Annotated in this window: 18 protein-coding genes; 12 read left to right on the forward strand and 6 right to left on the reverse strand. The window is 70.8% G+C overall.

The window, feature by feature from the left end; all coding sequences use genetic code 11:
* Window positions 1-206, reverse strand: a 206-nt coding sequence (locus CKO41_RS09170; RefSeq protein ID WP_200381904.1) for a CDP-archaeol synthase, incomplete at its 3' end; no start/stop codon positions are given.
* Window positions 207-789: 583 nt separating this feature from the next.
* Between CKO41_RS09170 and CKO41_RS18915 the strand changes: the two genes are divergently transcribed.
* Complete coding sequence (locus CKO41_RS18915) at window positions 790-915, forward strand: hypothetical protein (RefSeq protein WP_274607590.1); 126 nt, start codon at window positions 790-792, stop codon at window positions 913-915.
* Window positions 916-977: 62 nt separating this feature from the next.
* On the opposite strand, the gene tsaC is transcribed toward CKO41_RS18915, so the two are convergent.
* Window positions 978-1,532 carry an L-threonylcarbamoyladenylate synthase type 1 TsaC gene (tsaC, locus tag CKO41_RS09175; protein ID WP_200253618.1) on the reverse strand — a complete coding sequence of 185 codons (555 nt, stop codon included), beginning with the start codon at window positions 1,530-1,532 and terminating at the stop codon, window positions 978-980.
* Window positions 1,533-1,557: 25 nt separating this feature from the next.
* Window positions 1,558-3,957 carry a type I DNA topoisomerase gene (topA, locus tag CKO41_RS09180; RefSeq protein WP_200381906.1) on the reverse strand — a complete coding sequence of 800 codons (2,400 nt, stop codon included), beginning with the start codon at window positions 3,955-3,957 and terminating at the stop codon, window positions 1,558-1,560.
* A 396-nt stretch (window positions 3,958-4,353) separates the two neighbouring features.
* On the opposite strand from topA, the gene CKO41_RS09185 reads away from it, so the two are divergent.
* From CKO41_RS09185 to CKO41_RS09200, 4 genes are read left to right on the forward strand one after another with little or no spacing between them, the layout of a single operon-like run.
* Entirely contained in the window at window positions 4,354-5,370 is a 1,017-nt protein-coding gene (locus tag CKO41_RS09185; protein ID WP_200253620.1) for a metal ABC transporter solute-binding protein, Zn/Mn family, read from the forward strand.
* On the forward strand, window positions 5,351-6,256 hold the full coding sequence (locus tag CKO41_RS09190) for a metal ABC transporter ATP-binding protein (RefSeq protein ID WP_242464176.1): 906 nt from the start codon (window positions 5,351-5,353) through the stop codon (window positions 6,254-6,256). Before CKO41_RS09185 ends, CKO41_RS09190 begins: the two co-directional genes overlap by 20 nt.
* Window positions 6,253-7,392 carry a metal ABC transporter permease gene (locus CKO41_RS09195; protein ID WP_200381908.1) on the forward strand — a complete coding sequence of 380 codons (1,140 nt, stop codon included), beginning with the start codon at window positions 6,253-6,255 and terminating at the stop codon, window positions 7,390-7,392. The genes CKO41_RS09190 and CKO41_RS09195 overlap by 4 nt, the downstream gene beginning before the upstream one ends.
* A gap of 1 nt (window position 7,393) precedes the next feature.
* Window positions 7,394-8,521, forward strand: a complete 1,128-nt coding sequence (locus tag CKO41_RS09200) for a metal ABC transporter permease (protein ID WP_200253624.1) — start codon at window positions 7,394-7,396, stop codon at window positions 8,519-8,521.
* Between the two features lie 797 nt (window positions 8,522-9,318).
* Here the strand turns inward: CKO41_RS09200 and CKO41_RS09205 are convergent.
* The 3 genes from CKO41_RS09205 to CKO41_RS09215 form a co-directional block, all read right to left on the reverse strand.
* A complete protein-coding gene (locus CKO41_RS09205; protein WP_274607591.1) occupies window positions 9,319-9,795 on the reverse strand; it encodes a Smg family protein in 477 nt (158 codons plus the stop codon).
* Window positions 9,796-9,882: 87 nt separating this feature from the next.
* Complete coding sequence (gene dprA, locus CKO41_RS09210; RefSeq protein ID WP_200381911.1) at window positions 9,883-11,049, reverse strand: DNA-processing protein DprA; 1,167 nt, start codon at window positions 11,047-11,049, stop codon at window positions 9,883-9,885.
* Entirely contained in the window at window positions 11,050-12,246 is a 1,197-nt protein-coding gene (locus CKO41_RS09215) for a LysM peptidoglycan-binding domain-containing protein (RefSeq protein WP_200255170.1), read from the reverse strand.
* Window positions 12,247-12,350: 104 nt separating this feature from the next.
* On the opposite strand from CKO41_RS09215, the gene def reads away from it, so the two are divergent.
* From def to trkA, 7 genes are all read left to right on the forward strand, one after another.
* Window positions 12,351-12,887: a peptide deformylase gene (def, locus tag CKO41_RS09220; RefSeq protein WP_200255168.1), complete on the forward strand. Its 537-nt coding sequence runs from the start codon at window positions 12,351-12,353 to the stop codon at window positions 12,885-12,887.
* Window positions 12,888-12,955: 68 nt separating this feature from the next.
* Window positions 12,956-13,891: a methionyl-tRNA formyltransferase gene (gene fmt, locus CKO41_RS09225; RefSeq protein WP_200381913.1), complete on the forward strand. Its 936-nt coding sequence runs from the start codon at window positions 12,956-12,958 to the stop codon at window positions 13,889-13,891.
* Entirely contained in the window at window positions 13,884-15,245 is a 1,362-nt protein-coding gene (gene rsmB, locus CKO41_RS09230; RefSeq protein ID WP_338115559.1) for a 16S rRNA (cytosine(967)-C(5))-methyltransferase RsmB, read from the forward strand. Before fmt ends, rsmB begins: the two co-directional genes overlap by 8 nt.
* Complete coding sequence (locus CKO41_RS09235) at window positions 15,242-15,802, forward strand: DUF4390 domain-containing protein (RefSeq protein WP_200251659.1); 561 nt, start codon at window positions 15,242-15,244, stop codon at window positions 15,800-15,802. Before rsmB ends, CKO41_RS09235 begins: the two co-directional genes overlap by 4 nt.
* Window positions 15,784-17,973 (forward strand): sensor histidine kinase, encoded by a 2,190-nt coding sequence (locus CKO41_RS09240; RefSeq protein ID WP_420826470.1) that lies wholly within the window; start codon window positions 15,784-15,786, stop codon window positions 17,971-17,973. Before CKO41_RS09235 ends, CKO41_RS09240 begins: the two co-directional genes overlap by 19 nt.
* Window positions 17,974-18,056: 83 nt before the next feature.
* The gene (locus CKO41_RS09245; RefSeq protein WP_200251665.1) at window positions 18,057-19,424 is read left to right on the forward strand and encodes a sigma-54-dependent transcriptional regulator; all 1,368 of its coding nucleotides are present in this window, start codon (window positions 18,057-18,059) and stop codon (window positions 19,422-19,424) included.
* Window positions 19,425-19,502: 78 nt separating this feature from the next.
* Window positions 19,503-20,876, forward strand: coding sequence for a Trk system potassium transporter TrkA (gene trkA / locus CKO41_RS09250; RefSeq protein WP_200381918.1), 1,374 nt, complete (start codon window positions 19,503-19,505; stop codon window positions 20,874-20,876).
* Window positions 20,877-20,883: the final 7 nt, after the last annotated feature.

The raw sequence follows: 20,883 nt of genomic DNA on the forward strand, positions 1-20,883 counted from the left end.
AGCAGCGCCGCCCCGCCCGCCGCGAGCACGACGGCGCCGACGACCCCGCGCACCGTCACCGAATCCCCGAACAGCCGCCGCCCATCGCGCAGCACGCGCCCGCCGTCGAGGGGCCAGCGCAACCGCGACCCGAGGAGGTTGTCGAGCAGGATCGGCGCGCCGTTGGCGACGATCAGCAGCACGAGGAGTTCGATCTGGATCGCCATGACCTGGTTGAACGCAATTGCCGGATCTTGGGCTGCTCGCGCCGCATCTCGCCGTTTCGGCCGTGCCCATCTGCGCCGGGGCCGTAGGTCGGGCGAGCCCGCGGGGCGTAACCCGACGGCCGGGAACGCCGCAGCCAGCGAGACAGCTATCGGGTTACGGCGCGCGCCGGCCTGTTCCCCCTCGGCGACCGCCGTGCCGGCGCGCCTCACCCGACTACGGGCCGCGCCGGTCTGCGCCGGGGCCGTAGGTCGGGTTAGCCCCTCGGGGGCGTAACCCGACGGCCGGCGACGCAAACCCCGCCGAGACCGCTGTCGGGTTACGGCGCGCGCGCTGGCCTGTTCCCCCTCGGCGACCGCCGTGCCGGCGCGCCTCACCCAAGCTACGGGCCATGCCTGGTCCGCCGGGGCGAACCCGATTAGTATGTAAGAATCTGCGGGAATTCCGGGACGGCTGCGACCGCGCTTGCCCGCCACCCGCACGCTGGTCGTCCGGGGCGCCGATCGAGCGCGCCCTACGGCGCCAACGCCCCGGGCGATCGGAATCTCCGGCCGAAGGCCATCACCACCTCAGGACGGTATCGCTATGTTCTCTGCCCTCATCATCCTCGCCATCGGCATCATCATCGGCTGGAACTGGCCCCAGCCGCCGTGGGCCAGGGACGCCCAGGCGAAGACGGTCGCCTGGGTCCGCTCCCTGTTCTCAAAATAGGGTCGCTACCGCACCCCAGCGCGGCCGCCTGGGCGGCCGGGTCGCTCCCCGGCGCGCCGGGCTCAGAGACGCAGGGTGCGCCCGGTCGCCCCGTCGCGGATGCGCGAGGGCCGCTCGGCCCCGCCGCAGTCCCCTACGAGGATCATGTCCGGCGCGCCGGCAAGCCGTCGGCGCACCTCAAGCGCGGTGCGCGCCGGGCGCCGGTCGCTCAGGTTCGCGCTGGTCGAGACGATGGCGCCACCGAAGCACCGACAGAGGGCCGCGGCGATCGGATGGGCCGTGACCCGCACCGCGAGCGTCGTGTGCTCGCCGGTCAGCCAGCCGGGCGTCTCGACACGCGCCGGCAGGAGCCAGGTGTTCGGCCCAGGCCAGGAGGCGAGGATCTCGTCCATCCGCGCCTGGGCGAGGCGGTGCACGTAGGGCTCGAGCTGGACGAAGTCGGCAGCGATCAGGATCAGGCCCTTCGTCACCGACCGACGCTTGAGCGCGAGCAGTCGCGAGACGGCCGCCGCATCGCGCGGGTCGCAGCCGAGGCCGTAGACGGCCTCGGTCGGATAGGCAAGGACGCCACCCGCGGCGATGACCGCGGCCGCGCGGCGGATGCGGTGCGGGCTCATCGGCGAGGGTCCGCGCAGTCGGGCATCAGCCCGCCGCCTCGTCCTTGGCCCGCACGTTCCGGCGCCGCTTGGAGGCCGGGTCGGTGGACACCGCCGGCCGCGGCTCGCCGGCCGCCCCGTCCGGGCCCTCGCCGGCCTCCAACGGCGCGCTGTAGCCGCACTGCTTCTGCGGGCAGACCAGTTCCTCGCCCTTGCCGCGGGTCACCTTGCGGGTCAGGATCGGCCAGCCGCAGTCCGGGCAGGCCTGCGCGATCGGCTCGTTCCAGATCGCATAGTCGCACTTGGGATAGGTCGAGCAGGAATAGAAGACCTTGCCGCGCCGCGACTTCTTCTTCTGCAGGGTCCCCTTGCCGCACTTCGGGCAGGTGACGCCCGTATCCTCGGGGCGCTCCAGCGGCTCGATGTGCTTGCACTCCGGATAGGCGCTGCACCCGACGAAGCGCCCGTACTTGCCGCGCTTGACATGCAGCGGCGAACCGCACTTGGGACAGGCGCGGCCCTCGACGACCTCGGGGGCCTCGGGCTCGGCCTTGCCGTCACCGAGGTCGCGCGTGTAGTCGCAGGTCGGGAAGTTGGTACAGCCGATGAAGCGGCCGTGGCGCCCGAGGCGGATCGACAGGGGCGCGCCGCACTTGGGGCAGGGCTCGTCGGTGCGCTCCTGAGTGACGTCGCTGCGCTTGACGTTGACCTCGGTGTCGTCGATGCGCTGCTTGAACGGCTGCCAGAACTGCTCGAGCAGCGGGATCCACTCCCCCTCGCCGCGCGAGACCGCATCGAGGTCATCTTCGAGCCTGGCCGTGAAGTCGTAGTCGACGTAGGAGGCGAAGTATTCGGTGAGGAAGCGATTGACGACGCGGCCGACGTCGGTCGGGTGGAAGCGCTTCTTCTCCAGGCGCACGTACTCGCGCTCCTGCAGCGTCGAGATGATGCTCGCATAGGTCGAGGGCCGGCCGATGCCGTACTCCTCGAGCGCCTTGACCAGCGACGCCTCGCTGTAGCGCGGCGGCGGCTCGGTAAAGTGCTGCTCGGGGCGGATCGCGAGCAGGTCGACGAGGTCGCCCTCGGCGAGCGGCGGCAACATGCGCTCCTCGTCGTCATCGGCCCCGCCTTCGTCGTCGCGGCCTTCCAGATAGACGCGCATGAAGCCCGGCTCGGCGACCGTCGAGCCGGTCGCGCGGAAGATGTTGCCGGCCCCGGCCGAGAGGTTGATCGAGACCGTGTTGATCAGGGCATTGGCCATCTGGCAGGCGAGCGTGCGTTTCCAGATCAGCTCGTAGAGGCGGAACTGGTCGTTGCTCAGGTGACCCTTGAGCGCCGTCGGCTCACGACGGATCGAGGTCGGACGGATCGCCTCGTGCGCCTCCTGGGCGTTCTTCGCCTTCGTCTTGTACTGGCGCGGCTGCGGCGGCAGGTGATCCTCACCATAGCGCTCGGCGACATAGCCGCGGATATCGGCCAGCGCCTCCCCGGCGAGGCTCACCGAGTCGGTACGCATGTAGCTGATCAGCCCGACGCTCTCGCCGCCGACGTCGATCCCTTCATAGAGCTGCTGGGCGACGCGCATCGTGCGCTGGGCGGTGAACCCGAGCTTGCGCGCGGCCTCCTGTTGCAGCGTCGAGGTGATGAAGGGCGGCGCGGGCTGGCGCTTGCGCTGCTTGCGCTCGACGGACTCGACGCGGAGCTTGCCGCCCGCCGACTGCTCCAGGGTCCGCGTGACCTCGCCGGCGCGCGCCTCGTCGGTGATCGTGAACTGCTCGACCTTCTCGCCGGCGAACTCGACCAGCTTGGCCGTGAAGGGCTTGGCGTCCCTCTTGGACGCGTCCTTGGCGGCGTCGGCCTCGATCGTCCAGTATTCGCGCCGGATGAAGGCCTCGATCTCCTGCTCGCGCTCGACGATCAGGCGCAGCGCCGGGCTCTGCACGCGCCCGGCCGAGAGGCCGCGGCGGACCTTCTTCCACAGCAGCGGCGAGAGGTTGAAGCCGACCAGGTAGTCGAGCGCGCGGCGCGCCTGCTGGGCGTTGACCAGATCGACCGACAGGCCGCGCGGATGGGCGACGGCCTCCTGGATCGCGCGCTTGGTGATCTCGTGGAAGACGACCCGATGCACGGGCTTTTCGCCAAGTTGGCGGCGGCCGCGCAGCAGTTCGTAGAGGTGCCAGGAGATGGCCTCGCCTTCGCGGTCCGGGTCGGTCGCCAGATACAGGGCATCGGCCTGCTTGAGGCGCTTGGCGATGGTCTGGACGTGCTTCTCGTTGCGCTCGATGACCTGATACTGCATCTTGAAGCCCTGCGCCGGATCCACGGCGCCCTCCTTGGGCACCAGATCGCGGACGTGGCCATAGGAGGCGACCACCTCGAAATCGGGTCCGAGGTACTTCTTGATGGTCTTGGCCTTCGCGGGGGATTCGACGACTACGAGGTTCATCTTCACGCTGGGACGGCTGACAAGGCGCACTAGGAGATACGATCCGGATCCTGGGAGTCAAGGGGCATCGACGCCGGGCGGCACCCCCGCGGGTACACGAGGCGACGAATGCAGCGCCCACCATCGGCCTTGGCCAGTCCGGCGCAGGGTATGCACCGCCCAGCCTCCGCGTCGCACTCGATCGCGCCGGCCCGCGGTTCCCCGACGAAGGGCGGACAGGGTCCGGCACCCGGCAAGATGGCGAAGGCGTGTCCGAACGGGGTCGGCGGTGGAGGATGGTTACCCGCCCTCGGCCCTTACCCTAAGGATTGCGGTTGATTCCGACCGGACTTCTCTTACCATGCCCGGGATACGACAATTCCAACGACCCGAAACCCTCGGGTCCCGGAGGCTGCCATGAGGTACCGCATCCCCACCCTGACCATCTCGGCGCTCCTGTGGGCGCTCATCGCCCTGCTCGCCGCCAGTCAGGCCGGTGCCCGCGACGAGCCGGGCGCAGCGCCGCTCGAGGTGGTCGTGACCATCGGCATGCTCGGCGATCTGGTCGAGCAGGTCGGCGGCCCCTGCGTGCGCACGACGACCCTGATGGGGCCGGGTGTCGACCCGCACCTCTATCGGGCGAGCGCCCGTGACGTGCAGCGGCTCCAGCGCGCCGACGTCATCCTCTACGCGGGCTATGCGTTGGAGGGGCAGCTCGGCGACGTCCTCGCGCGGTTCGCGCGGCTGAAGCCGACGCTCGCGGTCGCCGAGGCGGCGGTCGCGCGCGATGATCTGATCGAGGTCGGCGGGGCCTATGGCGTGGATCCGCACCTGTGGATGGACGTGCGTCTGTGGTCGCGGACGGTGCCGCGCATCGCCGCCCTGCTCGGCGAGCAGCGCCCGGACTGCGCGGCCGACATCCGCGCCCGCGCCGACGCCTCGATGGCCCAGCTCGCGGCGCTGCACACCTGGGTCGCGGAGGCGATCGAGACGATCCCGACCGGGCAGCGCGTCCTGATCACGGCCCACGATGCCTTCAACTACCTCGGCCGCGCGTACGGGATCGAGGTCATCGGCATCCAGGGCACCAGCACCGAGTCCCAGGCCGGCATCGCCGACATCCGCCGGATGGCCGGGCTCATCGCCGAGCGCCAGGTGCCGGCGGTCTTCGTCGAGACCACGATCAACCCGCGCACGATCCAGGCGGTGATCGAGGCGGCCGCCGACCAGGGCCAGGCGGTGCGCATCGGCGGGCAGCTCTATTCGGACGCGATGGGCGAGGACGGCACCGCCGGCGGCACCTACGTCGGCATGATCCACGAGAACACGACCCACATCGTCGAGGCGCTCGGCGGCCGGTTGCCGCCGCTGCCGGCGGCGCTGCACGACTGGGCCGAACGCTGGGGCATCGCCGATGACGAAGCCGAATCCTGAACCGCCCGTCGCCCACCGAGACGACCGGCGAGCGAGCCCATCGCTGGCCGCCAGGCTGAGGGCCATCCTCGGCGCCCCCGGGCCGGGGCCGGCGCGCGACGGCGAGCTGCACGAGCCACGCCTGGCCCTGCATGTCGAGGACCTCACCGTCAGCTACCACGGCGACCCGGTGCTCTGGGACATCGACCTCGACATCCCGCCCGGCGTCATGGCCGCGATCGTCGGCCCCAACGGCGCCGGCAAGAGCACCCTGATCAAGGCGGTACTCGGTTTGGTCAGGCCGGCCGCCGGGCACATCCGCATCCACGGCCGACCCTATCGGGCGCAACGCCGCCGCGTCGGCTATGTGCCGCAACGCTCCAGCGTCGACTGGGACTTTCCGACCACCGTCCTCGACCTGGTCACGATGGGCCTCTACGGCCAGCTCGGCTGGTTGCGCTGGCCGGGCCGCACCGAGCGCGCCAAGGCCCTCGAGGCGCTCGATCTGGTCGGCCTGCGCGACCTCGCCGGGCGCCAGATCAGCCAACTCTCGGGCGGCCAGCAGCAGCGCGCCTTCCTCGCGCGGGCGCTCGTGCAGCAGGCCGATGTCTATTTCCTCGACGAGCCGATGGCCGGGGTCGATGCGACGACCGAGCGGGCCATCGTCGAGATCCTGCGGCGGCTGCGCGACGCGGGCAAGACCGTCATCGTCGTCCACCACGACCTGCAGACGGTGCGCACCTATTTCGATTGGCTGCTGATCCTCAACGTGCGGGTCATCGCCCAAGGGCCCGTCGCCGAGGTCTACACGGCCGAGCACCTGCGCCGCGCCTACGGCGGGCAGATCGCGCTGCTCGACCCCGAGGCGCTCCTCGGCCCAGCGCCGTCGGCGGGGGGCGTGCGGTGACACCGCTCGACCTGCTCTCGGACTACACGATCCAGACCGTCGTCCTGGGCGCCGGCCTGCTCGGCGTCGCGAGCGGCGTCCTCGGCAGCTTCGCGGTGCTGCGCCGCCAGAGCCTGCTCGGCGACGCCCTGTCGCACGCCGCCCTGCCCGGCATCTGCCTCGGCTTCCTGGTCGCCGGCGCGCGCGAACTCGGGAGCATCCTGCTCGGCGCGCTGGCCAGCGGCACGGCGGCCGCGCTGCTGATGCTGCTGTTGACCCGCAAGAGCCGCCTCAAGACGGATGCGGGCCTCGGCGTCGTGCTGAGCGTCTTCTTCGCACTCGGCACCGTCCTGCTGACCCGCATCCAGGGCACTGGCGGCGCCGCCCAGGCCGGCCTGGACTCCTTCCTCTTCGGCCAGGCGGCAGCCATCCTGCGCGGCGATCTGCCGGTCATGGGCGCGATCACGGCCGTGGCCCTCGCGCTCGTGATCCTGCTCTGGAAGGAGCTGAAGCTGGTCTGCTTCGATCCCCTCTTCGCCGCCTCGCTCGGCCTACCGGTGGTCGTCCTGGAGGTGCTGCTGACGATGATGATCGCGCTCGCGGTCGTCGTCGGCCTGCAGATGGTCGGGGTCGTCCTGATGGCGGCGATGATCGTCGCCCCGGCCGTCGCCGCGCGCCAATGGAGCCGCCGCCTCGAGGGCATGGTCCTGCTCGCCGCCGCGTTCGGCGTGGTCGGCGGCATCACGGGGGCCGTGCTCAGCGCCGCCGGGAGCGGCCTGGCGACCGGCCCCTTGATCGTCCTGAGCGTCTCGCTGATCGTCCTGGTTTCACTGCTGCTCGCGCCCGAGCGCGGCCTCCTCTGGGAGATGGCGCGGCACTGGCGCAACCGCCGACAGGTGCGCACCGCCCAGGTCCTGGCCACCCTCCACCGCCTCGCCGAGGCGCACGAGGACCCGGCCTACCCGTCCGAGCAGGGCACGATCGAGGCCTATTACGGCGGCGCGATGGGCCGCGTGCTGCGCCGGCTGGAGTCGCGCGGCCTGGTCCGCGCCGTCTCCCACCCCCCGGAGACGACGCTGCATTGGCAGTTGACGGCGGCCGGTCTCGCCGAGGCCGAGCGGGGCCTCGACGGCCCATCGCGGCGCGGGGCCGACTGACGTGCAGGCCTTCTTCGACAACACGGCACTGATGATCGTCCTGACCGGCACCCTGGTCGGGGTCGCCGCGACCCTGCTCGGCACCTTCCTCGTGCTGCGCGGCAACAGCATGCTCTCCGACGCGATCAGCCACTCGATCGTCCTCGGCATCGTCGTCGTGTGGCTGCTCACCCACCAGGTGAGCGGCCCGGTGCAGATCCTCGGCGCGGCCCTGGCCGGCGTCCTGACCGTGGTCCTGACCGAACTCCTGGTCGCGACCCGACGCGTCAAGAACGACGCCGCGATCGGACTGGTCTTTCCGGTCCTGTTCTCGATCGGCGTCCTGCTGCTGAACCTCTACGCGCGCGACGTGCACATCGACCAGCACACGGTCCTGCTTGGCGAGATCGGCTTCGTCTGGCTCGACACGGTGCCGATCGCCGGCTACCCGGTGCCGCGTTCGCTCATCGCGATGGGCGCGATGACCCTCGTCAACCTGCTCTTCGTCGTCGTCTTCTACAAGGAGCTCAAGCTCACCAGCTTCGACGCCGGCCTCGCCAAGGCCCTGGGGTTCGCCCCCGGCGTCCTCTTCTATGCGCTGCTGACGCTCACCAGCGCCACGGCCGTCGCCGCCTTCGATGCGGTCGGCGTGATCCTCTTCGTCGCCTTCGTCATCGTGCCGCCGTCGGCGGCCTACCTGCTGACCGACCGGTTGGGCCGGATGTTGATCTACGGCGTCGCGATCTCGGCCGCCTCGACGATCGCCGGCTACTTCCTCGCGGTCGCCTGGAACGTGTCGATCGGCGGGATGATGGCGACCCTCACCGGGGTCTTCCTCGTCCTCGCCTTCCTGCTCGGACCGCGCCATGGTCTGATCGCCGGCGAACTGCGGCGCCGCGGGCGGCGCCGCCACAACGAGTGCCGGACGCTGGCAGTGCACCTCTACAACCACGAGGCCGGCCCGGAGCGCTGCGAGGAATGCGTGACCTCGGCGCTACGCGAGCACCTCTCTTGGGATGATGCGAAGGCCAGCCGGATCGTCGCCCGCAGCCTCGCCCAGGGCCTAATCGTCCAGGACGGCGACATGCTGGAACTGACCGAGAAGGGGCGCGCCGCGGCGCGCAAGATCCTCGAGCCCTGGCGGCGCTAGGCAGGATTCGACCCCCGATGGATGGGGATCGCGTCGGATTGACGTGAAACACGCCGTCTCATCGTCCCGCGTGCCGCCAAGCCGGCCTGCTCGTGGGGCGCGCGGCACGGGGGGGCGCTGCGAACGAACAGGCCGATGCGCGCCGTAACCCGACAGCGGCCTCGGCGGGTACCGCGTTGCCAGCCGTCGGGTTACGCCCTGAGGGCTAACCCGACCTACGGCCCCGGCGAAGACCGGCACGACCCGTAGGTCGGGTGAGGCGCGCTGGCACGGCGGTCGCTGTGAACGAACAGCCCAGCGCGCGCCGTGACCCGACATGGGCCTCCGCGGACACCGCGTTGCCGGCCGTCGGGTTACGCCCCGAGGGGCTAACCCGACCTACGGCCCAGGCGAAGACCGGCACGGCCCGTAGGTCGGGTGAGGCGCGCTGGCACGGCGGTCGCCGAGCAGAAAGGCCCGTGCGCGCCGTAACCCGACAGCGGCCTCCGCAGGCACTGCGTTGCCGGCCGTCGGGTTACGCCCTGAGGGCTGACCCGACCTACGGCCCCGGCGAAGACCGGCACGGCCCGTAGGTCGGGTGAGGCGCGCTGGCACGGCGGTCGCTGTGAACGCACAGCCCAGCGCGCGCCGTAACCCGACAGCGGCCTCGGCGGGCACCGCGTTGCCGGCCGTTGGGCGACGCCGGGGGCCAGCCCGACCAACGGTTCTGATGCGCTCTCGACGCGCAGGGGGGTCGCTTGCGGCGATGAGAATCGGGGAAACGAGCGAGGTCCGTTCCTCACCCCTGCCGGCGACCATCAGTGCAGATAGACAGGCGCCTCGCTGTAGATCAGGCTCTCCATCTGGCTGAAGGCGTCTTCACGGCCCGGACGGTTCATCAGGACCAGCAGCACGACCCATTTGAGCTCGTCGAGGGTCACGATGGCCTGCTCGATGGCCAGCGCCCGTTCGATGACCAATTCGCGGCTCGCCGGATCCAGGATCCCGGTCTGCTCGAGGAACAGGAGCAGCCCGCGCGCCTCCAGATCGAGCTTGGCCGCCTCCATCTCCGTGTAGATCCGCATCGAGCTGTCTTGCAGCGTCAGATACGGCGACCAGTGCGACCCGTCGGCCAGGTCGTCGAGCCAGCGCAGGGCCTTGCGGATCTCGTCTTGAGTGAAGCCGGCCTGGGACAGCTCGTCCTCCAGTTCACCCTGGTCGACGGGTGGGTGGCTCTCGCCGTCCATGTAGTTTTCGTAGAGGTAGATCAATACGTCGAACATGTTTTCATACATTCAGACAACCTCGCTACGACACCGTGCGCGCGATGCATCGCGTGCCCGATCCCCAGCTCGCGCGGACGCCGACCTCGACCGGCGCTTTCAAGAATCTTGGGCCGGCGCCACAGCGCGCCCAGTATCGCGGCAATAGCGGCCACCGGGGCAAGATGATACATAACCCTGCAATTCGAGCAACAAGAGCATCGAGGAGACCGACGCGGCCGGCAGGCCGCTGCGGGCGATGAGCTCATCGGGCGCGACCGGATCGTAGCCCATGCACTCGAGCAACTGCCGATAGTCCTCGTCGAGCTCATCGGCCGGCTCCGATTCCGGCCCCGCGGCAATCGCCGACGAGGCCGAGGCCAGGATCCCGCGCAGCAGGGGGGCAAGCTCGACCAGGATGTCGTCAGCCGTCTCGACCAGCTTCGCCCCCTGACGGATCAGCAGATGACAGCCGCGGGCGCGCGGGTTGCGGATCGAGCCGGGCACGGCGAAGACCTCGCGGCCCTGCTCGGCGGCCAGGCGCGCCGTGATCAGCGAGCCGCTGCGCTCGGCCGCCTCCGTGACCAGGGTGCCGAGGCTCAGGCCGGCGATCAAGCGGTTGCGTCGCGGGAAGTGGGCCGGGCGCGGCCCGACCCCGGGCGGGTACTCGCTGACCAGCGCCCCGTTGGCAGCGATCCGGTGGGCGAGTTCGCGGTGCACGGCTGGGTAGACGCGATCCGGCCCGGTGCCGAGGACCGCGATCGTGCGCCCGGCCGCCAAGGCACCCTCGTGGGCGGCGCCATCGACGCCGGCGGCCAGGCCGCTGGTGATCGTCAGGCCCCGGGCGGCGAGCGCCGCGGCGAACTCGCGGGTCGCCTCGAGCCCCTGCGGCGTCGGCGTACGACTGCCGACGATCGCGAGCTGAGGATCGCCGAGCACCGCGAGGTCGCCGCGCACGTACAGGACCAGCGGGGCATCGGGGATCTCGGCGAGTTGGGGCGGGTAGCCGGGATCCTCTCGCGTGAGCAGGTGCGCGCCCTCGCCGTCGGCCCAGGCGAGCGCGGCGGCGAGCGCGGCGCGATCCGGGTGCACGATGGCCTCGCAGGCGGCCGCGGACAGGCCGGACTCGGCCAACGCGGCTGCGCCGGCGGCGACGATCTCGGGTGCGCCGCCGAATCGCGCCGCCAGGCGCTCCAGCGTCTTGGGGCCGACGCCGGGGGCGGCCGCGAGGACCAGCCAGGGACAGCGTGGATCCCCGCTCGCGCCCGGCCGCCCGGGGCGCGCCACTCAGGTCTCCGGCGCGCCGACGCTGTCGAGGACCTTCATCGGCCGCTGGGCATCCATCACGAGGGCGAAACTGACCCGCGGGAAGGCGCGAAAGACCAGCAGGAGACCAGAGCGCTCGTAGGGGGCGACATAGGTCGCCACCGGCTTGCGCGCGACGACATGGGGCGGCACCGGGGTGTCCTCGCCCGGGCGTCCGTCGTGCCAGTCGACGACGCGATACTTGTCGTACCAGAACTCGGCGTTCAGCGGGGACTCGTCGCGCCAGTTGCGCCAGTCGGCGAGCCCGCCCTTGACGTCGTCGGGGCGCTCCTCGCCCCCCTGATAGACGGCGAAGACATGGCCGGAGGCCACCCCGTCCGCACTGCCCCGGTTGAGCACGACCACATTGTACTGGCCGATCTGGGTGACCCCGTTGAGGACCCCGATGATGCGCCCGCGCAGCCCGGACGGGGCGGCCCGCGGCTCGAGCCGCCGCAGGGGCTCGGATTCGTTGGCCGGGATCAGCCGGTCGCCGACCGCGACCTCGACCTCGGAGCGCTCGATCCGCAGCCGCGCCGGATCGCCGGGGCGCTCGAGCTCGGCGTTGGCGACATAGGCGGCCTCGTAGCCGAGGACCTCCTCGGTGTCCGGATCGACGTAGGCCGGGCCGGGACGGATGATGTCGAAGCTATCGACCTCGCCCGTCGCGATCGTGCGCACGTAGATGGAGTCCGCGAGCCCGGCGACGATGTGCTCCTCCGGGAAGCCGACGACGTAGGGCGCTGCGTCCATCTCGACCTTGTCGAGGACGTAGGCTTGGGACAGGAAGGGCGCGATGACATTGGCGGGGACGACGGGGATCGCCCGATCGAGGGCCTCGACCCGGACCCGCGGCGTCAGCTTGACGGTGCGCATCCCGCCGCCCGCGCGGCCGATCCGCGGCTCGCCGTCGACCCAGGTCAGGACCAGGACGTCGCCCGGATAGATCAGGTCCGGGTCACCGATGTCCGGATTCGCCTGCCAGATCTCGCCCCAGCGCCAGGGCTCGTGGAGGAAGCGCCCGGCGATGTCCCAGAGGGTATCCCCATGGCGCACGACATAACGGGTCGGGTGGTCGGGTTTGAGGGGCACCTCGGCGGCAGCGCCGGCCGCGAAGAGCGACAAGGCCAGACCGAGGAGGATCCCTCCTCGCGGATACGATCGGGGTCTCGCGGCCATCAGCACTCCGGCTATTCGAAAGAGGATTCACCCGCCCCCATACTGGGGTGTACCATGCCATATTAGCCCACAGATCAACCTGGGTTCCACTGCACATCAAGCCCATGGCCATACTCGATATCCTGACCTTTCCCGATCCACGGCTGCGCAACCAGGCCAAGCCGGTGGCGATCGTCGACGAGCGCGTACGACGCATCGTCGACGACATGCTGGAGACCATGTACGAGGCCCCCGGCATCGGCCTGGCGGCGACCCAGGTCGGCATCGCGCAGCGCATCGTCGTCATCGACGTCTCCGAGCAGAAGAACGCACCGCTCTGTCTGATCAACCCCGAGATCATCGCCAAGGGCGGCGCGGCCGAGATGGAGGAGGGGTGCCTGTCGGTACCCGGCTTCCAAGAACCCGTGACGCGCGCCGCCTGGGTGCGCGCCGCGGCGCTCGATCGCGACGGCGCGCCCTTCGAGCTGGAGGCCGAGGGTCTGCTCGCGACCTGCATCCAGCACGAGATCGATCACCTCGACGGCAAGCTCTTCGTCGACTACATCTCCAGCCTCAAGCGCTACCGCATCCGCAAGCGACTGGAGAAGGAGCGACGCCTGCACCACCCGGCCGAGGCCGAACCCCGCCGCCGAGCCCTCTAGGCATCGCTACGACCCACCGACGGGGCCGCGCGAGCGGCCCCGTGCCAATACGGCCTCACCCGAGACCCATGCACGACATCAAGATCGTCTTCGCCGGCACGCCCGAGTTCTCGGTCCCGTGCCTGACCGCCCTACTCGCCGGCCCGGGGCAGGTCGTTGCCGTCTATACCCAGCCGGACCGCCCGGCCGGTCGTGGCCGACGCCTCGCGGCGAGCCCGGTCAAGGAGGCGGCCCTCGCCGATGACCTGCCGGTTCGCCAGCCGGCGACGCTGAAGGACCCGGCGGCCGTCACCGAACTCGCGGCGTTCGCGCCCGACCTCATGGTGGTCGTCGCCTATGGCCTGCTGTTGCCGCCCGCCGTCCTCGCCACGCCCCGGCTCGGCTGCATCAACGTCCATGCCTCGCTGCTGCCGCGCTGGCGCGGGGCCGCGCCGATCCAGCGGGCGCTGCTCGCCGGCGACACCGAGACCGGGATCACGATCATGGGCATGGAGGCCGGCCTCGACACAGGCCCGATGTACCTCGCCCGCACGACGCCGATCGACCCGCGCGACACCGGCGGCAGCCTCCACGATCGGCTCGCCCGGCTCGGCGCCGAGGCGCTGCGCGCGGCCCTGCCCGGCATCCTCGACGGCACCCTGCACCCGCAGCCGCAGGACCCGCGCCTGGCGACCTACGCGAAGAAGCTGACCAAGGAGGAGGCCCTGATCGACTGGACCCGACCGGCCACGGCGATCGAACGGCAGGTCCGCGCCTTCGATCCCTGGCCTGTCGCCGAGACCCGTCTGGGCCAGACGACGCTGCGCATTTGGGAGGCCTATGCAGTCGATACGACCGCCGACGCCACCCCCGGGGCCGTCGTCGCAACCGGGCGGGACGGCGTCGAGGTCGCGACCGGCGAGGGTCGCCTGCGGATCACCCGCGTGCAGCCCCCGGGCAAGCGCCCGATGAGCGCCGCCGACTACCTCAACGCCCACCGATTGGATGGCCAGCACCTTGGCTGAGCCGACCCCGCGCGCCACCACCGCAGGCGCCGGCGCCGAGGTCCGCGCCCGAGCCGCGCGTGTCGTCCAGGCCGTGCGCGCCGACGGCCGCTCGCTGACCGTCGCCCTGGCCCAACTGCCGCCGTTCGACGACCCGCGCGACCGGGCCCTGACCCAGGAACTCTGCTTCGGCACCCTGCGCGCGCTGCCGCGGCTGGAGGCCCTGGGTGCCGTCCTCGCCGATCGCCCGGTGAAGTCGATGGATCAGGACATCGCGGCCCTGATCCTGATCGGGCTCTACCAACTCGCCGAGACGCGCGTGCCGGCCCACGCCGCCGTCGCCGCAACCGTCGCCGCCACCCGCCTCCTCGGCAAGCCGCGCGCGGCCGGCCTCGTCAACGCGCAGCTGCGCCGCTATCTGCGCGAGCGCGCCTCGCTCGAGGCCCGCGTTGCGCGCCAGCCGGGCGTCGCGGGGCTGTTTCCACAATGGCTGCAAGAGCGGCTGACGCGGACCTGGCCCGAGCATTGGCCGGCGATCATCGAGGCGAGCAACGCCCGCCCACCGATGACGTTGCGCGTCAACGTCATGAAGACGACCCGCCGGGCCTATGCCGAGGCCCTCGCCGCCGCCGGGCTGACGGCCCGCCCGGTGGCCGGGGCACCGTCCGGGCTGATGCTCGATGCCCCGGTGCCGGTCACCCGCCTGCCCGGCTTCGCCGACGGCCTGGTCTCGGTCCAGGACGGCGGCGCCCAGCTCGCCGCCGAACTGCTCGACGCCCAGCCCGGCGAGCGGGTCCTCGACGCCTGCGCCGCCCCCGGCGGCAAGAGCGCCCACCTCCTCGAGCGCGCCGGCGGCCGGGTCGCCCTGACGGCCCTCGACAGCGACCCGATCCGCCTCGCCCGGGTGCACGAGACCCTCGCCCGCCTGGGCCTCGCCGCGACCGCCGTGATCGCGGCCGACGCCGCGGCCCCGACCGACGAGGACCTGACCACGGGCTGGGCGGCGCAACGCTACGACCGCATCCTGCTCGACGTCCCCTGCTCGGCGACCGGCGTGATCCGCCGCCACCCCGACATCAAGTGGCTGCGCCGCCCGAGCGACCTGCACCGCCTCGCCGCCCAGCAGGCGCGCCTCCTCGAGGCCGTGTGGCCGCTCCTCGCACTCGGCGGGCGGCTGCTCTACACGACCTGCTCGCTGCTGCCGGAGGAGAACGAGGAACAGATCTCGGCCTTCCTCGCCCGCCACCCGGACGCCACCGAGGGCCCGATCGCCGGCCCCTGGGGCCTCGCCCGCCGCCATGGGCGCCAGACGCTGCCGACCCGCCGTGGCCCCGACGGCTTCTACTTCGCCCTGCTGCACAAGGCGGCGCCATGACGCGGCGCCGACGCCTATCCGTGATCGCCTGCGCCCTCTGGCTCGCGACCCTGAGCCTAGGCGCAGCGGCCGCCGAGATCCATGTCAGAGACGTGTCGATCCGGCTCGAGGACGGCGTCTACCTAATGGACGGGCACATCGACTTCGACCTCAGCGACACGGCCCTGGAGGCCCTCGACAACGGCGTACCGCTGACCTTCGAGCTGCATGTGCAGGTCCGTCGCGCCGGGGCCTGGATCTGGGAGGGGAGCCTCTACGACCAGCAGGTGCGCCACAGGATCAGCTACAAGCCGCTCTCCGAGCGCTACTCGATCGACGAGACGACCGGCGACGGCGGCAGTTTCGTCACCCGCGACGCCGCCCTGGCTGCCCTCGGCACCCTGCGCGACTTCCCGCTCGTCGAGCATCGTCACATCGACCCCGACGAGGACTACGCGGTCGAGATCCACGTAGCCCTCGACATCGATGAGCTACCACTGCCGCTGCGCCCGATCGCCTACCTCAAGCCATCCTGGAAACTCGAGAGCAAGTGGAGCAAGTGGCCGCTGGAACCCTGAAATGGCTCGGCCGCCTGGGCGCCCTGCCGGCCGCGGTCCTCCTGGTCTCGCTGTTCGTCGCGCTGACCCTGATGAGCGATGCGGTCCAGAACTCGGAGACGCTGAGCCGTCTGTTCGTCCCACTGCTAATGACGGTGCTCGCGGGTCTGGCGATCCTGGCGCTGGTCGTCGCCGTCAACATCGTCCGACTCGTGCGCCGCTACCGCAGCCAGGCGGCCGGCTCGCGCCTGACCGGGCGTCTCGTCCTCCTCTTCGCGCTGATCTCGCTGCTGCCGGTCGGGATCGTCTACTACTTCTCGTTGATCTTCCTGCTGCGGGGCATCGACAGCTGGTTCGACGTCCAGATCGATCAGGCGATGCAGGACGCCCTGACGCTCAGCCAGGCATCGCTCGACCTCAATCAGCGCACGCTGCTCAAGTACACCGAGCAGCTCCTCGCCGGCATCGAGGACCGCTCCTCGACCGCGCTGGCCCTGAGCCTCGGCGAGCTGCGCCGCCAGGCCGGGGCGATCGAACTGACCGTCTTCGGCCCCTCGGGCCAGGTCTACGGCACCGCCAACGAGGACCCGACCAAGCTCGTGCCGGCCTACCCGGAACGCGAGATCCTCCAGGCGGTGCGCCAGGGCACCAACCACGTCGGGCTAGACAACCGCGGCGGCGGCAGCGAGCTGATCATCCGGGTCCTGGTCGGCGACCCGGGCGGGCGCCCCCTGCAGCTCCAGGCGATCTTCCCGACCTCGGAGCGCATCAGCGAGCTCTCGGCGCATCTCGAGGAGGCCTACAACCGCTACACCGAGCTCGCCTACCTGCGCCGCTCGCTGAAGCTCAGCTTCTCTCTAACCCTGTCGCTGGTCCTGCTCTTCGGCCTGATGGCGGCCCTGATGGCCGCCTTCCACACCGCCGGGCGGCTGGTCGCACCGATCGCCGATCTCGCCCGCGGCACCCGTGCCGTCGCCGAGGGCGACTACGAGCAGCAGCTGCCGATGCCGCGCCACGACGACGAACTGGCCTTCCTCGTCGCCTCCTTCAACGCGATGACCCGGGGCATCGCCAACGCCCGCGACGCCGCCGACCGCAGCCAACAAGCCGTCGAGGCCCAGCGCGCCTACCTGGAGACCGTCCTCGGGCGACTCTCCTCGGGGGTCGTCACCTTCGATACCGAGTACCGGCTGCGCACCGCCAACCCAGCCGCGCATCAGATCCTCAGGCTCTCGCTGGCCTCCGATGCGACCCCGACCCCGGAGGGGCTCGCGCAGTGCTACCCGGACCTCGTGCCCTGGGCCGAGGCGGTGCGCCGGCACCTGGATGGCGACACCGACTGGCGCACCGAGATCACCCTCTTCAACGGCGAAGGCCGCCAGGTCCTGCTGTGCCGGGGCAGCCCGCTGCGCCAGCCCGACGGCGAGGCGAACGGCCACGTCGTCGTCTTCGACGACATCACGACCCTGATCACGGCCCAGCGCGATGCCGCCTGGGGCGAGGTGGCCCGGCGCCTGGCACACGAGATCAAGAATCCGCTGACGCCGATCCAGCTCTCGACCGAGCGGATGCGCCACAAGCTGCTCGCCAAGCTGCCCGAGCAGGAGGCCGGCATCCTCGATCGCGCGACCCGCACCATCGTCCAGCAGGTCGAGGCGATGAAGTCGATGGTCAACGACTTCTCGAACTACGCCCGCACGCCCGAAATCCAGAAGACCCCGTTCGCCCTCGACAAGCTGATCGCCGACGTGCTCGACCTCTACCGCAGCGCCGGCGGCAAGGTCCAGCTACAGGCGGCACTCGCCACGGGCGACGCCCGGATCAAGGGCGACCCGCTGCGGCTGCGCCAGGTCGTCCACAACCTCGTGAAGAACGCCCAGGAGGCGCTCGAGAAGCGCAACGACGGGCACATCCTGGTCGCGACCCGGCGCCTCGAGGAACGCGACGGGACCATGCTCGAGCTCACCGTCACCGACGACGGCCCGGGGATCCCGCACGAACTCCTGGAAAACCTCTTCGAGCCCTATATCACGACCAAGAGCCGAGGGACCGGGCTCGGCCTGGCCATCGTCAAGAAGATTATCGAGGAGCACGGCGGTATCATCTGGGCCGAGAACCTCATGCCGGGGGCGCGGATCATCGCGCGCCTGCCCGCTTGGCGGGAACCGGCCGAGGACGAAGCGACGGCCTGACGCGCACCGCGGGCCGACGATGACGATGTTAGGGCGCCCGGACCCGACATCCGGTCCAGCGGTGCCAGCCACGACGGAGAACCATGAGCGCAACCCACATCCTGGTGGTCGATGACGAGCCCGACATCCGCGCCCTGATCCAAGAGATCCTCGAGGACGAAGGCTACGTCGTGGTCGGCGCCGAGAACGGCGAGGCCGCGCGGCAGTCGCTGCGCGAGCGCCGCCCGGACCTGATCCTGCTCGACATCTGGATGCCCGACCGCGACGGCATCAGCCTGCTCAAGGAGTGGGGCGAGGACGCCGGTCTGCCCTGTCCGGTGATCATGATGTCCGGCCACGGCACCGTCGAGACGGCGGTCGAGGCCACGCGACTCGGCGCGTACGACTTCTTGGAGAAGCCCCTCTCGATGGCCAAGCTGCTGCTGACCGTCGAGCGCGCCCTGGAGGCCGACAAGCTCCAGCGCGAGAACGTCGGCCTCAAACGCCGCGCCCCGCTGGTCCAGGAGCCGATCGGGCGCAGCCCCGCGATGCAGCGGCTGCGCGAGCAGGTCAAGCGCATCGCCCAGCACGACACCTGGGTGCTGATCACCGGCGAGGCCGGCAGCGGGCGCGAGACGCTGGCACGCTATCTCCACTCCCAGAGCGCCCGGCGCGAGCGGCCCTTCGTCGACCTGAGCGTCTCGGGCATCACCCGCGGCAACGCCGCCTGCGAGCTGTTCGGCAGCGAGACCGACGACCACACCCACTACGGCGCCCTGGAGCAGGCCGCCGGCGGCACCCTGCTGCTCGACGAGGTCGCCGACATGGACCTGGAGGCGCAGGGCCAACTCCTCGGCGCGCTCGAGACCGGCTCCTTCCTGCGGGTCGGCGGCGCCGAGCCGGTGCGCGTGGAGGTGCGCATCGTCGCCGTCACCCAGCGCAACCTCGAGGAGGACGTGCGAGCCGGTCGCTTCCGCGAGGACCTCTTCTACCACCTCAACGTGGTGCCACTGCATGTCCTGCCGCTGCGCGAGCACAACGAGGACGTCCCCGAACTCCTCAACTTCTACGTCGACTACTTCGCGACCCACGAGAAGCTGCCCTATCGGCGCTTCAGCGTCGGCGCCCAGAACTTCCTCCGCCATTACCCCTGGCCGGGCAACGTCCGCGAACTGAAGAACCTCGTCCAGCGCGTGCTGATCCTCGGCGCCGGCGACGAGGTCACCCAGAACGAGGTGGAGGGGGCGCTCGGCACGCCGGGACCGCTGCCGACTCAGCCGCTAGAGGGACTGGTCTCCTTTGACCAGCCGCTGCGCCACGCCCGCGAGCTCTTCGAGAAGGCCTACCTCGAATACCAGCTCGAGAAGCACGGCGCCAACGTCAGCAAGATGGCGAAGGAGGCGGGCATGGAGCGCACCCACCTCTACCGCAAGCTGCGCTCGCTCGGCATCGAGATCAAGGAGCGACGCTGAGATGGCCGCGCGGCTCCTCCGCGCCACGGGCGGCCGCGCGCCCGCGCGGCCGGCGCACGCACCGGGGGCACGCCCGCGATGAAGATCATCATCCTCGGGGCCGGCCAGGTCGGGACCTCGGTGGCCGCGAACCTGGTCCACGAGGCCAACGACATCACGGTCGTCGACCAGAACCCAGACCTGCTGCGCGCCCTCCAGGACCGCTTCGACCTGAGCACCGTACTCGGCAACGGCGCCCACCCCGACGTGCTGATCCGCGCCGGGGCCGAAGACGCCGACATGATCATCGCGGTGACGAACAGCGATGAGACCAACATGGTGGCCTGCCAGGTCGCCTATACGCTATTCCGCACGCCGACCAAGATCGCCCGGGTGCGCTCGCCGGGCTTCCTCGAATACCCCAAGCTGTTCGGCAACGAGGCCCTGCCGATCGACGTGCCGATCAGCCCCGAGGCGCTCGTCACCGACTACATCCTGCGCCTGATCGAGAACCCAGGTTCGCTGCAGGTCCTCGACTTCGCCGGCGGACGGGTACGCCTCGTCGCCGTCAAGGCCCACCACGGCGGCCCCATGGTCGGCCAACAGTTGCGCGCCCTCTACGAGCACATGCCCGACATCGATGCCCGGGTCGCCGCCATCTATCGCCAGGACCACGGCATCCAGCCGCGCGGGGACACCGTCATCGAGGTCGACGACGAGGTCTTCTTCATCGCCGCGCCGCGGCACATCCGCGCCGTCATGGGCGAACTGCGCCGCCTCGACAACCCCTACCGGCGCCTGGTCTTTGCCGGCGGCGGCAACATCGGCACGCGCCTGGCGAAGGCGCTCGAGGGCAGCTATCGGGTCAAGATCATCGAGCGCGACCTCGATCGTTGCAAACGCATCGCCGAGGACCTGGAGAAGACCATCGTGCTGCGCGGCGACGCGGCCGACGAGGAGCTGCTCCAAGAGGAGAACATCGAGAACACGGACGTCTTCTGCGCCGTGACCAACGACGACGAGGTCAACGTCCTTGCGGCGATGCTCGCCAAACGGCTCGGCGCCCACAAGGTCATGGCCCTGATCAACCGTCCGGCCTACGTCGACCTGGTCCAGCACGGGGCGATCGACATCGCGATCTCGCCCCAGCAAGCGACGATCGGCACCCTGCTGCGCCATGTGCGCCGCGGCGACGTGGTCATGGTCCACTCGCTGCGCCGCGGCGCCGCCGAGGCGATCGAGGCGATCGCCCACGGCGACCGCCACTCCAGCAAGGTCGTCGGGCGCACCGTCGGCGAACTCGACCTGGCCAAGGGCACCAGCATCGGCGCCATCGTGCGCGGCGAGGAGGTCATCATCGCCCACCACGACACCCGCATCGAGGCTGAGGACCACGTGATCCTGTTCCTCCAGGACAAGCGCCGCATCGCCGAGATCGAGCGGCTCTTCCAAGTCGGCATCACCTTCCTGTGACGTCCGG

Origin of the sequence: Thiococcus pfennigii (genome assembly GCF_016583835.1) — a bacterium.
GTDB classification, from domain to species: Bacteria; Pseudomonadota; Gammaproteobacteria; order Chromatiales; family Chromatiaceae; genus Thiococcus; species Thiococcus pfennigii.

Excerpts from the sequence above, each read along its gene's own strand:
- CKO41_RS18915 (WP_274607590.1), top strand. The coding sequence starts at position 790 with ATGTTCTCTGCCCTCATCATCCTCGCCATCGGCATCATCATCGGCTGG.
- tsaC (WP_200253618.1), bottom strand. The coding sequence starts at position 1,532 with ATGAGCCCGCACCGCATCCGCCGCGCGGCCGCGGTCATCGCCGCGGGT.
- topA (WP_200381906.1), bottom strand. The coding sequence starts at position 3,957 with ATGAACCTCGTAGTCGTCGAATCCCCCGCGAAGGCCAAGACCATCAAG.
- CKO41_RS09185 (WP_200253620.1), top strand. The coding sequence starts at position 4,354 with ATGAGGTACCGCATCCCCACCCTGACCATCTCGGCGCTCCTGTGGGCG.
- CKO41_RS09190 (WP_242464176.1), top strand. The coding sequence starts at position 5,351 with ATGACGAAGCCGAATCCTGAACCGCCCGTCGCCCACCGAGACGACCGG.
- CKO41_RS09205 (WP_274607591.1), bottom strand. The coding sequence starts at position 9,795 with ATGTATGAAAACATGTTCGACGTATTGATCTACCTCTACGAAAACTAC.
- CKO41_RS09215 (WP_200255170.1), bottom strand. The coding sequence starts at position 12,246 with ATGGCCGCGAGACCCCGATCGTATCCGCGAGGAGGGATCCTCCTCGGT.
- def (WP_200255168.1), top strand. The coding sequence starts at position 12,351 with ATGGCCATACTCGATATCCTGACCTTTCCCGATCCACGGCTGCGCAAC.
- fmt (WP_200381913.1), top strand. The coding sequence starts at position 12,956 with ATGCACGACATCAAGATCGTCTTCGCCGGCACGCCCGAGTTCTCGGTC.
- CKO41_RS09235 (WP_200251659.1), top strand. The coding sequence starts at position 15,242 with ATGACGCGGCGCCGACGCCTATCCGTGATCGCCTGCGCCCTCTGGCTC.
- CKO41_RS09245 (WP_200251665.1), top strand. The coding sequence starts at position 18,057 with ATGAGCGCAACCCACATCCTGGTGGTCGATGACGAGCCCGACATCCGC.
- trkA (WP_200381918.1), top strand. The coding sequence starts at position 19,503 with ATGAAGATCATCATCCTCGGGGCCGGCCAGGTCGGGACCTCGGTGGCC.